We start from the raw sequence: 14,416 nt of genomic DNA, 5'->3' as shown, positions 1-14,416 counted from the left end.
GATGCGGGTAGACGTCAGCGCACAGGAAACGGAGGCCAATGGCCTCCGTTTTTTTTTCACCTTGCCTCCGCATCGCTTCCCCTACCGTCCCGTATGGCACCGACCACCGCCTTCAGACAATGACCGAACAGCCCCAGCGCGCCGACGCCGCCCCTGACGAAACGCCTTCCACGGAGGACAAGCCCTCGCCGCTGAAGAACCCCAAGGTGCGCTGGACGCTGGCCATCATCGGCGTCGTCGTGGTCATCGCCCTGGTTGCCTGGCTGATCTACCACCTGCTGGTCGGCCGCTACCTGCAGGACACCAACAACGCCTATCTGCAGGCCGACGCTGTCGCGGTCGCTCCGCGCATCAACGGTTACGTCACCGAAGTGCTGGTGCAGGACAACCAGTGGGTCAAGGCCGGCGAACCGCTGCTGCGCATCGACCCGCGCACCTACCGTGCCACGCTGGACCAGGCCGAGGCCGTGATCGCCGTGCGCGAAGCCGACATCGCCGCTGCTGCCGCTGGGGTGCAGGGCCAGCAGTCCAGCCTGCTGCAGGCACGCACCCAGCTCACCGCGGCCGCCGCCTCGCTGCGTTTCGGCCGGTCAGAGCTGGCGCGCTTCACCCCGCTGGCGGCCAGTGGTGCGGACACCCATGAACACGTTGAAAGCCTGCGCCACGATGTCGAGCGCGCCCAGGCCCAGTACGATGCGGCCAAGGCACAGATCCAGGGCGCGCAGAGCCAGATCGAAGCCAGCCAGGCCCAGCTCGAGCAGGCCCAGGCCGGACTGAAGCAGGCGCAGGCCGACGCTGCGCAGGCCAGAGTGGCGTTTGAGGACACCGAGCTGCGCGCGCGCATCGATGGCCGTGTCGGCAACAAGACCGTGCAGGTCGGCCAGTTTGTTGCTGCCGGTACCCGCACCATGACCATCGTGCCGGTTGCTTCGCTGTACCTCGTTGCCAACTTCAAGGAAACCCAGGTGGGGCTTATGCGCGCCGGCCAGGCGGCCGAAATCAAGGTCGATGCGTTGCCAGGCACCCCATTGCGCGGCACGGTGGAGAGCATTTCGCCGGGTACCGGCTCGCAGTTCGCGCTGCTGCCGCCACAGAACGCCACCGGCAACTTCACCAAGGTCGTGCAGCGCGTGCCGGTGCGCATCCGGGTGGACGCAGGTGCTGAAGCACGCAAGGTGCTGGTGCCGGGCATGTCGGTGGAAGTGACCGTCGATACCCGCAATGCAAAGGATGCGCGCGAGCGCACCCAGGACGAGGCCGAGGCCATGGCCGCGCCGGCGCGATGAACGCCACCCGTGCCCACGCAGCACCTGTCGCCGGAGGCAAGGCGGATGCCGCGGCCTGGCTGGCCGTGGCGGCCGGCACCATCGGTTCGTTCATGGCTACGCTGGACATCTCCATCGTCAACGCCGCGTTGCCCACCATCCAGGGCGAAGTGGGCGCCAGCGGCACCGAAGGCACCTGGATCTCCACCGCCTTCCTTGTCTCGGAAATCGTGATGATTCCGCTGACCGGCTGGTTCGTGCGCACGCTGGGCCTGCGCACTTTCCTGCTGATCTGCGCCACGCTGTTCACTGCGTTCTCGGTGATGTGCGGCCTGGCCGATTCGTTGCCGATGATGATCGCCGGACGGGTAGGGCAGGGTTTTGCCGGTGGTGCGCTGATCCCGACCGCGCTGACCATCGTCGGCACGCGGCTGCCGCCGAAGCAGCAGCCGCTGGGTACGGCGCTGTTCGGCATGACCGTCATCCTGGGCCCGGTGATCGGCCCCTTGCTGGGCGGCTGGTTGACCGAGAACGTCAGCTGGCACTACGCGTTCTTCATCAACGTGCCGATCTGCGCCGGCCTGGTTGCCCTGCTGCTGCTCGGCCTTCCGCATGAAACGTCTGATTGGGGTGGGCTGCTGCGCGCAGACTGGCTGGGCATCGTCGGCATGACCGCCGGCCTTTCCGCACTCACCGTGGTGCTGGAAGACGGCCAGCGCGAGCGCTGGTTCGAATCGACGATGATCGTGGTTCTCAGCATCGTCTCGGTGCTGGGCTTCGCGCTGCTCGCGCTTTCGCAGTTCACCAGCAAGGCGCCGGTCATCCGCCTCAACATCCTGTTCCAGCGCAGTTTCGGCGCAGTGTTCGTGATGGTGATGGCGGTGGGCATGATCCTGTTCGGGGTCATGTACATGATCCCGCAGTTCCTGGCGATCATCGCCGGCTACAACACCGAGCAGGCCGGCTATGTGCTGCTGCTGGCCGGCCTGCCGACCATCCTGCTGATGCCGTTGATGCCGAAGATGCTGGAAACGGTCGACGTACGCATTATGGTGTTCGGCGGCATGCTGTGCTTCGCCGCTGCCTGCTTCGTCAATCTGGGGCTGACTCCGGACAGCATCGGCCCGCACTTCGTCATAGGCCAGCTGCTGCAGGGCTGTGGGCTGGCGCTGGCGATGATGGCGTTGAACCAGGCGGCCATCACCTCGGTGCCGCGCGAGTACACCAGCGATGCGTCCGGCCTGTTCAACGCCGCGCGCAATCTCGGCGGCTCGATCGGGCTGGCCATCATTTCCACCTTCCAGGAACGCCGCACCACCCTGCACATCGATGCGATCGGCAGCAGCGTTACCGCAAACTCGACCATCGCCCAGGACGCGCTGCATGCCTACGGCCAGCAGCTGGGCGACGCGACCCAGGCGATGGCCGTGCTGGCGCAGACGGTGCAGATGCAGGCGATGGTGATGGCCTACAACGACCTGTTCTGGATCTTCGGCCTGATCGTGGTGGCCACCCTGCCGCTGGTCTTCCTGCTCAAGCCCCTGCCCAAGGGCGTTCCATTGGCGATGCACTGATGACTTCGACGACCTTGCCCGTTTCCCCCCTTCTGCGCCGGCTGTGCCCGGCCACCCTGCCGCTGCTGCTGGCGGGCTGCATGGTGGGGCCGGATTACGTGAAACCGGACGTGGCCACGGTCGCTACCGCGCAGGCGCAGCTCCCACGCGCGGCGCAGGCCGGCGTGCAGCCTGCCAGCCCGCCCAGCCAGTGGTGGCGCGCGCTCAACGATCCGCTGCTGGACCAGCTGGTGGACGAAGCGCTGCGCAACAGCCCCAACCTGCGCGCCGCCCAGGCCAAGCTGCTGGCCTCGCGCGCGCTGCGGCGACAGCGCCGCGCCGAGCAGCTGCCCAGCGTGGGCGCGGCGGCGGGCTACGCCAACATCAAGGCACCGGATTCGCTGGAAAACAGCGTGCGCGGTCTGGGCGAGAACATCGCCGGCGTGGCCGAGGCCAACGGCCGTCCGCAGGAGGCGGCGCAGCTGCGCCAGCAGTTCGCCGATATCGATCTGGACACCGAGCTGTACGTGGCCGGCTTCGACGCCAGTTGGGAACTGGACCTGTTCGGCCGCCGACGCCGCGCGGCCGAGCAGGCCGCCGCCGAAGCCGAGGCCAACGCCGCAGCACTGGCCGATGCGCAGGTGCAGCTTGCCGCGGAACTGACCCAGGTCTACCTCGGCTACCGCAGCAGCCGCGAGCGTATCGCCCTGGCCGAGCACAACCTCCGAGCCGCCGATGAAAGCCTGCAGCTGACCCGTCAGCGTCGCCAACGCGGTGCGGATTCGGACCTGCAGGTGGAGCGCGCGCAGGCCCAGCTGCAACAGCAGCAGGCTGCGCTGCCGCCGCTACAGGCACAGGCCGACGAAGCCCGAGATGTGCTGGCCCTGATGGTAGGCCGCGAGCCGGGGGCGCTGGATGCACGGTTGGCGGCAGACCAGCCGCTGCCGGTGCTGCCGGCCAGCGTCCCGGTGGACGATGCGGGCGCGTTGATCCAGCGCCGGCCGGATGTGCGCAAGGCTGAGCGCGAGCTGGCGGCATCCTCGGCGCAGATCGGCCAGGCGATCTCGGCGTATTTTCCGCAGGTGACCCTGCTGGGCAGCATCGGGGCGGGCGCCACCTCGGTTTCCGACCTGGGGCGGGATTCAGCCGCCACCATCGTCGCCCCGTTCCTGCGCTGGTCGCTGTTCGACTTCGGCGTGAACAAGGCCCGTGTGGCCCAGGCTCGGGCCGGCAATGAGGCCCGGTTGGCGGCCTACGAGGGCACGGTGCTGGCTGCACTGCAGGATGCCAACACCGCGTTGGCGCGCTTCGGTGCGGCCCGGCAGCAACTGCAGGCCAGTGTCCGCGCCGAGGCTTCGGCGGACCGTTCGCTGGCGTTGATGAGCCAGCGTCGACAGGCGGGTGCCACCTCGCAGATCGATCTGCTGGACGTACAGCGCCAGCGGCTGCAGGCGCAGGATGCCGCCGCCCAGGCGCGGCTGCAGTTGCTGGTGCGGTATGTGGCGCTGCAGAAGAGCCTGGGGCTGGGCTGGCAGGAGGCACCGCCGGTGGCTGTTCGCTGAACCTCGCCGCGGGGCTGGCCCCGGCGCACCCGGAGCCAGGCCATGCGGGTAGCGCCGGGCCATGCCCGGCGGGCAACGGCCGCTCGCCATACCCCGTCATACCGTCATCGCCCCCTGGCCGGTAGAATGGCGCCCGCTGTCCACCGCCCGCTCCCGGAGCCCCCATGCCCGTTGAAGCCCAGCCGGAAGCCGCCGCCGTTGATTCGGTGAGTGCGCCCGGCTATCTCTCCATTCGTGACCTGCGCAAGGAATTCGACGGTTTCGTCGCCGTCGACGACGTCAATCTGGATGTGCGCAAGGGCGAGATCTTTGCCCTGCTGGGCGGCTCCGGCAGCGGCAAATCCACCCTGCTGCGCTGCCTGGGCGGCTTCGAGACACCCACCAAGGGCAGTATCACCCTTGATGGGCAGCGTCTGGACGCCTTGCCGCCCTATCAGCGGCCGGTCAACATGATGTTCCAGTCCTACGCCCTGTTCCCGCACATGACGGTCGAGCAGAACATCGCGTTCGGCCTCAAGCAGGACGGGCTGGGCAAGGATGCGATCGGCAGGCGCGTCGGCGAAATGCTGGAGCTGGTGCAGATGGGCCACCTCGGCAAGCGCAAGCCGCATCAGCTGTCCGGCGGACAGCAGCAGCGCGTGGCGCTGGCACGCTCGTTGGCCAAGGGCCCCAAGCTGCTGCTGCTGGATGAGCCGATGGGTGCACTGGACAAGAAGCTGCGCTCGCAGATGCAGCTGGAACTGGTCAGCATCATCGAATCGTCGGGCGTGACCTGCGTGATGGTCACCCACGACCAGGAAGAAGCGATGACCATGGCCACCCGCATCGCGGTGATGGATGCGGGCTGGATCCAGCAGGTCGGCAAGCCGGACGAAGTGTACGAGCAGCCGGCCAACCGGTTCGTCGCCGAGTTCATCGGCTCGGTGAACCTGTTCGACGGCGTGATCGACGAGGACCTGCCGGAGTATGTGACCGTACGATCGCCGCTGTTCCCGGCGCCGATCTACATCGCCCATGGCATCACTGGATATGAAGGGCAGCCGGTCGCATTCGCGCTGCGTCCGGAAAAGGTGATGATCGGTAAGGACGAGCCGGAAGGGCACACCAACAAGGCACAGGGTGTGATCGAGGACATCGCCTACTTCGGCAGTCACTCGGTCTACCACGTGCGCCTTCCCAGTGGAGCCAAGGTGCTGGCCAACTTCGCCAATTCGCAGCGCTGGGCCAGCGATGGCCTGACCTGGGGTGACAGCGTGTGGGTGCACTGGCGCGACAATGACGGCGTGGTGCTGACCTCATGAGTGTCGCCGGGCTGAAGCGCTGGCTGCCGGGACTGCGCGCCACGGTGATCGGTGTTCCGTATCTGTGGCTGCTGCTGTTCTTCGCAGTGCCCTTCCTGATCGTGTTGATGATCAGCTTCTCGCACAGCCGTGTCGGCTCGCCGCCGTACACCTGGCTGCTGCAGTACGTGGACGGCGGGTTCTCGCTCAAGCTCAACCTCGAGAACTATCTGGCGCTGTTCCGCGATTCGATCTACGCCCAGGCGTTCCTGAGTTCCATCAAGATCGCAGCGATCTCCACCTTCCTGACCCTGCTGATCGGCTACCCGATGGCCTATGCCATCGCCCGGCTGTCGCCGGCGGCGCGCAACGTGGCGATGATGCTGGTGGTGTTGCCGTCGTGGACCTCGTTCCTGATCCGCGTGTACGCGTGGAAGGCGATCCTGGACCGCAACGGCCTGCTCGACCAGTTCCTGCAGTTCACCGGTCTGCAGACGCTGATGACCGGCATGGGGCTGCCCAGGCTGCAGCTGATCGATACGCCGACCGCGGCCTATATCGGTATCGTCTACTGCTATCTGCCATTCATGGTGCTGCCGCTGTACGCCAACCTGGTCAAGCATGACCACCGCCTGCTGGAGGCGGCCTACGATCTCGGTGCGAAGCCGTGGCAGGCCTTCCTGCGCATCACCCTGCCGCTGTCCAGGGCCGGCATCATCGCCGGCTGCATGCTGGTGATGATTCCGGCGGTCGGCGAGTTCGTCATCCCTGAGATGCTCGGCGGATCGGAGACGTTGATGGTTGGCCGGCAGCTGTGGAACGAGTTCTTCAACAACCGCAACTGGCCGGGCGCCTCGGCGATGGCGGTGGCGATGATCCTGCTGCTGCTGGTGCCGATCCTGCTGTTCAACCGTTCCCAGCAGCGCCTGCTGGAAGGGAAGCAGGCATGAGCCCGCGTACCGCCAAGGGCCTGGGTCTGGGCGTGCTGCTGCTCGGCTTCGCCTTCCTGTACCTGCCGATCCTGCTGTTGATGTTCTATTCGTTCAACAGTTCGCGGCTGGCGATGGTATGGGCGGGCTTCTCCACCCGCGCCTACAGCGATCTGTTCGCCGACCGTGCACTGATGGACGCGATGTGGACCAGCCTGGTGGTGGCGTTCTGGACCGCCTGCACCGCCACGGTGCTCGGTACGCTGGCGGCCATGGTGATGACCCGGTTCAAGCGTTTCCGCGGCAAGCCGCTGTTCGGCGCGCTGGTCACCGCGCCGCTGGTGATGCCGGACGTGATCCTGGGTTTCTCGCTGATGGCGCTGCTGGCCTCGATGGGGGCCATTCCGGGCTTCCCGGCGCGTGGACTGGCGACCATCTGGATCGCCCACGTCACCTTCACCCTGTGCTTCGTCACCGTGGTGGTGTCTTCGCGCCTGCAGGAAATGGACCTGTCGCTGGAAGAAGCGGCGATGGACCTGGGGGCCAGCCGGCTGACCGTGTTCACCCGCATCACGCTGCCGATCATCGCCCCGGCACTGGTAGCGGGCTGGCTGCTGGCCTTCACGCTGTCGCTGGATGACGTGGTGGTGGCCAGCTTCGTCGCCACGCCGGGCTCGACAACACTGCCGATGAAGGTCTTCGCCTCGGTCCGCATGGGCATCAGCCCGAAGATCAATGCGCTGGCCACGCTGCTGGTATCGGCGGTGTCGATCGCGGCGGTGATCGGCTGGTACATCAACGCGCGCGCCGAGAAGCGGCGCCAGCGCGACCTGCAGCTGGCCCGGCAGGACAACGGCTGATCCGGCAACGCGCGGCTCACGGGCAAGGGCGCACACTGGGGATCTGCCTGAAGGAGATCCCCCATGACTGTCGAGATCATCGATCCCACCACCGGCCAGGTGACCTACCGCCATGAACTGATGGGCGCTGCCGACGTCGAGCAGCGCCTGCAGGCCGCGGCCGACGCATTCCCGGGCTGGGCCGCACGTTCGCTGCAGGAGCGGGGTGCCGTCCTGCGAGGGATCGCCGCGCAGCTGCGCACGCGGCGTGACGAGCTGCAGCAGGCGATGACGCACGAGATGGGCAAGCTGAAGGCCGAGGCATTGGCCGAGGTCGACAAATGCGCGGCGGCCTGCGAGTACTACGCCGATCACGCCGCCGACTACCTCAAGCCCCAGCTGATCGATACCGAGGCACAGCGCAGCTACGTGCGCTACGAGCCGATCGGCTGCGTGTTCGCGGTGATGCCATGGAACTTCCCGGTCTGGCAGGTGTTCCGCTTCCTTGCGCCTGCCTTCATGGCCGGCAACGTCGCGCTGCTCAAGCACGCCAGCAACGTGCCCCAGTGTGCGGACCTGATCCTGGCGGTGTGCCGCGACGGTGGCCTGCCGGCCGGTGTGTTCGACGTTCTGCACATCGACAACGACCAGGCAGCCGAGGTGCTGCGCGATGCGCGGGTGAAGGCGGTGACGCTGACCGGCAGCGAACGCGCCGGGCGTTCGATCGCGTCCAATGCGGGCAGCCAGCTGAAGAAGTCGGTGATGGAGCTGGGGGGCAGTGACGCCTTCGTGGTGCTGGACGATGCCGACCTCGACAAGACCGTGGCGGCCGCAGTGAAGTCACGCTTCGACAACAGTGGGCAGACCTGTATCGCTGCCAAGCGCTTCATCGTGGTGGAGCGCGTGGCCGATGAATTCACCCGCCGCTTCGTCGAGGCCGCTGGTCAGCGCCGGTATGGCGACCCCAGCGAGCGCGAGACCACGCTGGCACCGATGGCCCGCGCGGACCTGCGCGACGAGCTGCACAAGCAGGTGCAGGCGAGTGTGGCCAAGGGGGCGCGGGTGCTGCTGGGCGGCGAGCCGATTGCGGGCACGCATGCCGGCTATCCGGCCACCGTGCTGGACCAGGTCGGGCCGGGCGTGCCCGCCTACGACGAGGAACTGTTTGGGCCGGTGGCTGCGGTGATCCGGGTCAAGGATGAAGAGGAAGCGCTGCGCGTGGCCAACGACACCCGCTTCGGGCTGGGCGGCAGTGTCTGGACCGGAGACCCAGTGCGTGGCGAGTCCTTCGCCCAGCGCATGGAATGCGGTGCGGCCTTCGTCAATGCCATCGTCAAGAGTGACGCGCGGCTGCCGTTCGGCGGCAGCAAACAGTCAGGCTTCGGCCGCGAACTGGCGGACCATGGCATCCATGAGTTCATGAACATCAAGACTGTCTACGTGGCCTGATGATGCATTCCGTGTGCCACGGTAAAGAAGCAGCCGAGCCCGAACCTGGGCTCGGCTCTACAACCACCGCGCGCGCTTGAACAACCGGTACAGGCCCACGCAGACACCGCCCACGCCGACGATCATCAGCGGGTACGCCCATGGCTGGCTCAACTCCGGCATGTGACTGAAGTTCATGCCGTACCAGCTCGTGATCAGTGTCGGCGCCGCCAGCAGGGCCGCCCACGCACCCAGCCGCTTCACGGTTTCGCCCTGCGCCAGCGTCACCAGCGAGAGGTTCACGCTCAGTGCGGTACCCAGCATCTCGCGCAGGGTATCGATCACGTCGCTGATGCGCACCGCATGGTCATGCACGTCGCGGACGTAGAGCTTCACTTCGTCCGGAATCAATTCGCCCTGGTAGCGGCGCAGCTGCGCCAGCACGTCCTGCAAGGGGGCCACGGCCATCCGCATCTTGTTCAACTCGCGCTTGAGCTCGTACAGGCGCACCACGGTGCTGCGCTTGTAGCTCTCGGCGAAGATGTCCTTCTCCAGCAGCTCCAGCGTGTCGCGGAAGCGGTTGGTGATCGGCAGGTAGTTGTCGACCACGAAGTCGGTGACGGCATACAGGCAATACGACGGACCCATCTTCAGCAGCTGCGGCTCGCGTTCCACCCGGGCACGTACTGGTGCATACGACAGCGAAGCACCGTGGCGCACGGTCACCAGGAAACGCGGCCCGAGGAAGGCGTGGGTTTCACCGTACTGGATGCGCTCATCGACCATCTGCGCGGTGGTCATCACCACGAACAGCGAGTTGCCGTAGGCTTCCACCTTCGGCCGCTGGTGCGCATTCCGCGCGTCCTCGATCGCCAGGTCGTGCAGGCAGAACTCCTCCTGCAGCTTCAGCAGCACGTCTTCATTGGGGTCGAACAGGCCGACCCAGACGAAGCCGTTGCCGCTGGCGATGACGTCGCTGATGGCGTCCAGGCTGATGTCATGGCGGACGCCCTGCTCATCGTAGTGGACGCAGTTGATGACGCAGGCGGGATTGGCCGAAGCAGGTGCGGCAGCGGAGGCGGGCAGTGACATGCCCGCCATCGTGCGTCAGTGCCGCGTATCCGACAAGTGACGATCGCGCCCCAGCACCCAGGCCAGGGCAGCATGGATCGGCAGCAGCAGCACGATCCATTGCACGTTGTACTGTGCCTGCAGGCTCAGCCAGTGCAGGACCAGCGCGGCCAGGGCCTGCAGTGCCACCAGCCACAGCACGACCGTGAACATGCGGCCCGGCGGGCGACGGCGCAGCAGCCGGACCGCGCCCGGCAGCAGCAGCACGCACAACGGCGAAAGCAGCAGCAGGTTGCGGTTGGCCCAGGCGGCGTAATGGGTGCTGAAGCCCCAGAGGAACACCAGCAGGCCACCTGCGACGGCACACAGCAGCCACAACGGCAGTCCCAGTCCGGCCAGCAGGCGCGGCCGGTTGCGCAACGCCAGCACGCCGGCAGCGATGGCCAGGCCGCACAGCAGCCACGGCCACCAGCGGCGCGGGAATTCCTTGGGCTCCGGATCGATGCGGTGCGGCAGCAGTTCCTGCTCGGACTGCACCAGCGGACGACCGTCGCTGTTACGCGCCTGGCGCAGGGCATCGGCCAGGCGCATCGGCACGAACGCTTCCTGCCAGCGTGACAGCGGCTGATCGGCGAACGGGCCCAGGCCCACGTCGAAGCCCAGCCACATCCACGGCGCGGGCGAGGCCAGGCGGACCGATTCGCTGCGGTAGGTATTACCGCGCGAGCGTCCGGACAGCTGAGCATGCAGTCCACCACCCAGCGCCTTGTCCAGCGTGTCGCGCACCATCGTCGCGCAGTTGGCGGTGTAGTAGTCGTAGTGGTAGCGCGCGTTCTCCGGCCTGGCCCGCTCGGCCAGGTCGGCGGCCAGTGCGCGCGCCTGGTCCGGGCGCAGATCCAGCCACTGCACGCTCGCTCCGCGGCCGGTCTCGTCGTAGTACGACAGGTCCTGCTGAAGGGGCAGCGCCACCAGGTAATACATCATGTCGCCACGCACGAAACGACCGATGAAGTCATCCTCGGACGGATCGAAGTAGCCGAAGTTGTACGACGTTGCCTCACCACTGGCCGGATCGAGCACCACGATGGCGTCATGGCCGAAACGCTCGAAGAACACCGTGCCGGGCTGCATCGTCACCACGCCGATGCGCGGCGCCGGAGTTCCGGCGACTGTAGCCGTCGCCTGCGCGAAGGCGATGGCAGGCACGGCCGTGGCCAGCATGCACAGTGCCAGCCACAGGGTGAGGATCAGCCCGCGCCGTTTCAAGCGTCGTCCTGCGCGTCCGGTGGCAGCACCGTCACGTGGAAGGCCTGTACCCGGCGCGCATCGGCACGCGCGACGCGGAACATGAAGCGGTCCAGCGCCAGTTCGTCTCCGATCTCCGGAAGGTGACCGACCGCTTCCGTGACCAGGCCGCCGATGGTGTCGTAGTCCTCGTCGGAGAACGTGGCACCGAAGCGCTCGTTGAAATCCCCGATCGGGGTCAGGGCATCGACCACGTACTGGCCGTCGGCCTGGATCGCGATCTGTGCCGACGGGTCCTCGGCTTCGTCGTGCTCGTCATCGATGTCGCCGACGATCTGTTCCAGCACGTCCTCGATGGTGACCAGGCCGGCGACGCCGCCGTACTCGTCGACCACGATGGCCATGTGGTTGCGCGACAGGCGGAACTCCTTCAGCAGCACGTTGAGCTTCTTCGCTTCAGGAATCAGCACCGCCGGGCGCAGCAGTTCGCGTACGTTGGCCGGGCCGTGGTCGGCAACCACGCCGCGCAGCAGGTCCTTGGCCAGCAGGATGCCGAGGATGTCGTCCTTGTTCTCGCCATGCACCGGGAAGCGCGAATGGCCGGATTCGACCACCTGCTTCATCAGTTCCAGGAAGGGCGCTTCGACCGGCAGCGAGACCATCTGCGAACGCGAGATCATCACGTCGCCCACGGTCAGCTCGGCCACCGAAATGGCGCCTTCCATCATCTTCAGGGTATCGGCGGCGATCAGACCTTCTTCCTGCGCAGTGTGCAGGACAGCGACCAGCTCGTCGCGGGTATGGGGTTCGCCGGAGAACGCGGACGTCAGGCGTTCCAGCCAGCCGCGCTTCTTTTCACTGTGCTCCTGCAGGGAGCTACTACTGTCGTCTTCAGACATCTCTGGAAAAAGGGCACCCGGCATGCCGGGCGTTGGCGCCAGTCTAGCAGGATGTAGCGGCCTGTCAGCGCCCCCCGCTGCCGGGGCCGGTGATCGGGGGCGGCGCCAGTTCAGGCCGGGACGCCGGTGCTTCGGGCAGGTCCAGGCTGTAGGTGCAACCGGCCAGCGTCCGGCCTGGGTGGGAGGCCACCGTTGAGACACTGAGGATGATCGACTCGATCTGCGCCTCGCCGGTGGTCGGGTCGGTCACGTCACGGCTGACCAGTTCGCGCCCCGCCATGAACTTGCCGTCCTGGTCGTATCCGGTCTCCAGCCCGAGCCGCCTGGCCAGTGGCCGGGGGTCGGCCTCATCGAGGATGGCCATGATGCTGGCACCGGCCATTGCGACCCGGTCCGTGCGGGTGCCGAACACCGTGATGGGCTGCGCCAGACGGTACTCGCTCAGGAACCGGTTGCCCTGCGGCAGGGGTTGCAGGCCGCTGGCGACCGCTTTCAGCGGGTCGGCCAGCAGCGGTGCCAGCGCGGCATGGGCGGCCACGTCCCGGCGGCATTCGATCAGTGCCGGCAGGTCCAGCGGAGCGGCGGACGCAGAGGTGGCAAGCAGCAGGGGCAGGAACACAGCGGCACTCCGTGGTGGCGCCGAGCCTGGGCTCGGCTGCCTTCCGGTCAGGGGGGGCGGGCTCAGCGCTCGCCGGCGTAGGGGTCGGCGATGCCGAGCTCGGCCAGGATCTCGCGTTCCAGCTGCTCCATCGCCTCGGCTTCCTTGTCGTCTTCGTGGTCCCAGCCGAGCAGGTGCAGCACGCCGTGCACGGTGAGGTGCGCATAGTGGGCGTTGAGCGCCTTGCCCTGCTCGCCGGCCTCGCGCTCGACTACCGGGGCACAGATCACCAGGTCGCCCAGCAGCGGGAACTTCACGCCCTTGGGCAGGCCTTCGGGCACTTCGGCCGGGAAGCTGAGCACATTGGTGGCGTAGTCCTTGCCGCGGTAGTGGCGGTTCAGCGACTGCCCCTCCTTGGCATCGACCACGCGGATCGCCAGGTCGGCTTCGCGGATCCGCCCCTTCAGGGCCGCGGCAACCCACCTGCGGAAGCTCACCGCGGCCGGCAGTCCGGCGCGGGGCAGGGCGTAACTAACGGCGACGTCCAGCCGTACGGGACCACGGGTCATGATGTCGCTCCGGGTTGGATCTGATGCAGGTCGCGGCGGTCGTAGGCACTGACGATGCGGGCCACCAGCGGATGGCGGACGACGTCGCGCGATTCGAAGAAGGTGAAGCTCACGCCCTCGACATCGCGCAGCACGTCGATGGCATCGCGCAGGCCCGATTTCAGGTGCTTGGGCAGGTCGGTCTGGGTCAGGTCGCCGGTGACCACGGCGGTGGAGCCGAAGCCCAGCCGGGTCAGGAACATCTTCATCTGCTCGATGGTGGTGTTCTGCGCCTCGTCCAGGATCACGAACGCATCGTTGAGCGTGCGGCCACGCATGTACGCCAGCGGTGCGATCTCGATGACGTTCTTCTCCAGCAGCTTGACCACCTTCTCCACGCCCATCATTTCGTACAGGGCGTCGTACAGCGGCCGCAGGTAGGGGTCGACCTTCTGGGTCAGGTCGCCGGGCAGGAAGCCGAGCTTCTCGCCGGCCTCGACCGCAGGCCGCACCAGGATCAGGCGCTGCACGCGCGACTCGTTCAGCGCTTCCACCGCGCTGGCCACGGCCAGGAAGGTCTTGCCGGTACCGGCCGGGCCGATGCCGAAGTTGATGTCATGGGTGGCGATCTGGTGCAGGTAGCGGCCCTGGTTGGCGCCGCGACCGCGCACGGTGCCACGCTTGACCCGGATCGCCACGTCCTGTGCTTCGTACGAGCGTTCGGCGATCTGCTCCACGTTGGCCTGGGCCAGGCGCAGGTGGATGGCGTGGTTGTCGAAGGTGGTCTCGCCGGCTTCGGCGTACAGGGCCTCGATCAGCTTCTGCGCTTCCACGCTGGCTTCCTTCGGTCCACTGATACGGAACACGAAGCCGCGATTGGCGATCTCCACGCCGAGTTTCAGTTCGATCTGTCGCAAATGGCCGTCGAACGGGCCGCACAGGTTGGCCAGGCGCGCGTTGTCTTCCGGCGACAGGGTGAAGTCTCGATGCTCGATGTTTTTCATTGCTGGAGGTGGGGCGGAAGCCTTCCACCACAGTGTCTTCAAGGGGAAACAAGGGTAGCGCGCGGGGGCGCACACGGCCAGTACGGGGGCTGCGACGCGGTTTTCCACACGGGGTGTGGATCGGACCTGCGGGAACCTGTGGATAGACGTTCGCGATGCTTGTGCCACAAGCTTCCTGCGCCGGTGGTGAAAAAA

General features: G+C 67.0%; 13 protein-coding genes. 7 read left to right on the top strand and 6 right to left on the bottom strand.

Going from position 1 to position 14,416, the window contains the following annotated elements; all coding sequences use genetic code 11:
* The first annotated feature begins 119 nt into the window (after positions 1 to 119).
* The 7 genes from IMX13_RS01075 to IMX13_RS01045 all read left to right on the top strand — a co-directional run bounded on the left by IMX13_RS01075 (position 120) and on the right by IMX13_RS01045 (position 8,877).
* Positions 120 to 1,286 (top strand): HlyD family secretion protein, encoded by a 1,167-nt coding sequence (locus IMX13_RS01075; protein WP_065176210.1) that lies wholly within the window; start codon positions 120 to 122, stop codon positions 1,284 to 1,286.
* Positions 1,283 to 2,839 carry a DHA2 family efflux MFS transporter permease subunit gene (locus IMX13_RS01070; protein WP_053516574.1) on the top strand — a complete coding sequence of 519 codons (1,557 nt, stop codon included), beginning with the start codon at positions 1,283 to 1,285 and terminating at the stop codon, positions 2,837 to 2,839. Before IMX13_RS01075 ends, IMX13_RS01070 begins: the two co-directional genes overlap by 4 nt.
* Entirely contained in the window at positions 2,839 to 4,380 is a 1,542-nt protein-coding gene (locus IMX13_RS01065; protein WP_193395570.1) for an efflux transporter outer membrane subunit, read from the top strand. The genes IMX13_RS01070 and IMX13_RS01065 overlap by 1 nt, the downstream gene beginning before the upstream one ends.
* 164 nt (positions 4,381 to 4,544) lie before the next feature.
* Positions 4,545 to 5,681 carry a polyamine ABC transporter ATP-binding protein gene (gene potA, locus IMX13_RS01060; protein WP_193395569.1) on the top strand — a complete coding sequence of 379 codons (1,137 nt, stop codon included), beginning with the start codon at positions 4,545 to 4,547 and terminating at the stop codon, positions 5,679 to 5,681.
* Positions 5,678 to 6,610 (top strand): ABC transporter permease subunit, encoded by a 933-nt coding sequence (locus tag IMX13_RS01055; protein WP_053516578.1) that lies wholly within the window; start codon positions 5,678 to 5,680, stop codon positions 6,608 to 6,610. The genes potA and IMX13_RS01055 overlap by 4 nt, the downstream gene beginning before the upstream one ends.
* Positions 6,607 to 7,449: an ABC transporter permease subunit gene (locus IMX13_RS01050; protein ID WP_005415928.1), complete on the top strand. Its 843-nt coding sequence runs from the start codon at positions 6,607 to 6,609 to the stop codon at positions 7,447 to 7,449. Before IMX13_RS01055 ends, IMX13_RS01050 begins: the two co-directional genes overlap by 4 nt.
* A 63-nt stretch (positions 7,450 to 7,512) precedes the next feature.
* A complete protein-coding gene (locus tag IMX13_RS01045) occupies positions 7,513 to 8,877 on the top strand; it encodes an NAD-dependent succinate-semialdehyde dehydrogenase (RefSeq protein WP_193395568.1) in 1,365 nt (454 codons plus the stop codon).
* A 57-nt stretch (positions 8,878 to 8,934) separates the two neighbouring features.
* Here the strand turns inward: IMX13_RS01045 and IMX13_RS01040 are convergent, their stop codons facing one another.
* The 6 genes from IMX13_RS01040 to IMX13_RS01015 form a co-directional block, all read right to left on the bottom strand.
* Entirely contained in the window at positions 8,935 to 9,957 is a 1,023-nt protein-coding gene (locus IMX13_RS01040) for a magnesium and cobalt transport protein CorA (RefSeq protein ID WP_053516581.1), read from the bottom strand.
* Between the two features lie 6 nt (positions 9,958 to 9,963).
* Complete coding sequence (locus tag IMX13_RS01035) at positions 9,964 to 11,193, bottom strand: DUF4105 domain-containing protein (RefSeq protein ID WP_065181220.1); 1,230 nt, start codon at positions 11,191 to 11,193, stop codon at positions 9,964 to 9,966.
* Positions 11,190 to 12,071 (bottom strand): transporter associated domain-containing protein, encoded by an 882-nt coding sequence (locus IMX13_RS01030; RefSeq protein WP_053516583.1) that lies wholly within the window; start codon positions 12,069 to 12,071, stop codon positions 11,190 to 11,192. The genes IMX13_RS01035 and IMX13_RS01030 overlap by 4 nt, the downstream gene beginning before the upstream one ends.
* A gap of 64 nt (positions 12,072 to 12,135) precedes the next feature.
* Positions 12,136 to 12,690: a hypothetical protein gene (locus IMX13_RS01025; RefSeq protein WP_193395567.1), complete on the bottom strand. Its 555-nt coding sequence runs from the start codon at positions 12,688 to 12,690 to the stop codon at positions 12,136 to 12,138.
* A gap of 62 nt (positions 12,691 to 12,752) precedes the next feature.
* Positions 12,753 to 13,238, bottom strand: coding sequence for an rRNA maturation RNase YbeY (ybeY, locus tag IMX13_RS01020; protein WP_053516586.1), 486 nt, complete (start codon positions 13,236 to 13,238; stop codon positions 12,753 to 12,755).
* Positions 13,235 to 14,221, bottom strand: a complete 987-nt coding sequence (locus tag IMX13_RS01015) for a PhoH family protein (RefSeq protein WP_053516587.1) — start codon at positions 14,219 to 14,221, stop codon at positions 13,235 to 13,237. The genes ybeY and IMX13_RS01015 overlap by 4 nt, the downstream gene beginning before the upstream one ends.
* Positions 14,222 to 14,416: the final 195 nt, after the last annotated feature.

Source organism: Stenotrophomonas sp. B2, assembly GCF_014947095.1.
GTDB lineage: Bacteria > Pseudomonadota > Gammaproteobacteria > Xanthomonadales > Xanthomonadaceae > Stenotrophomonas > Stenotrophomonas maltophilia_P.
This window is presented reverse-complemented; position numbering and strand designations above follow the sequence as displayed.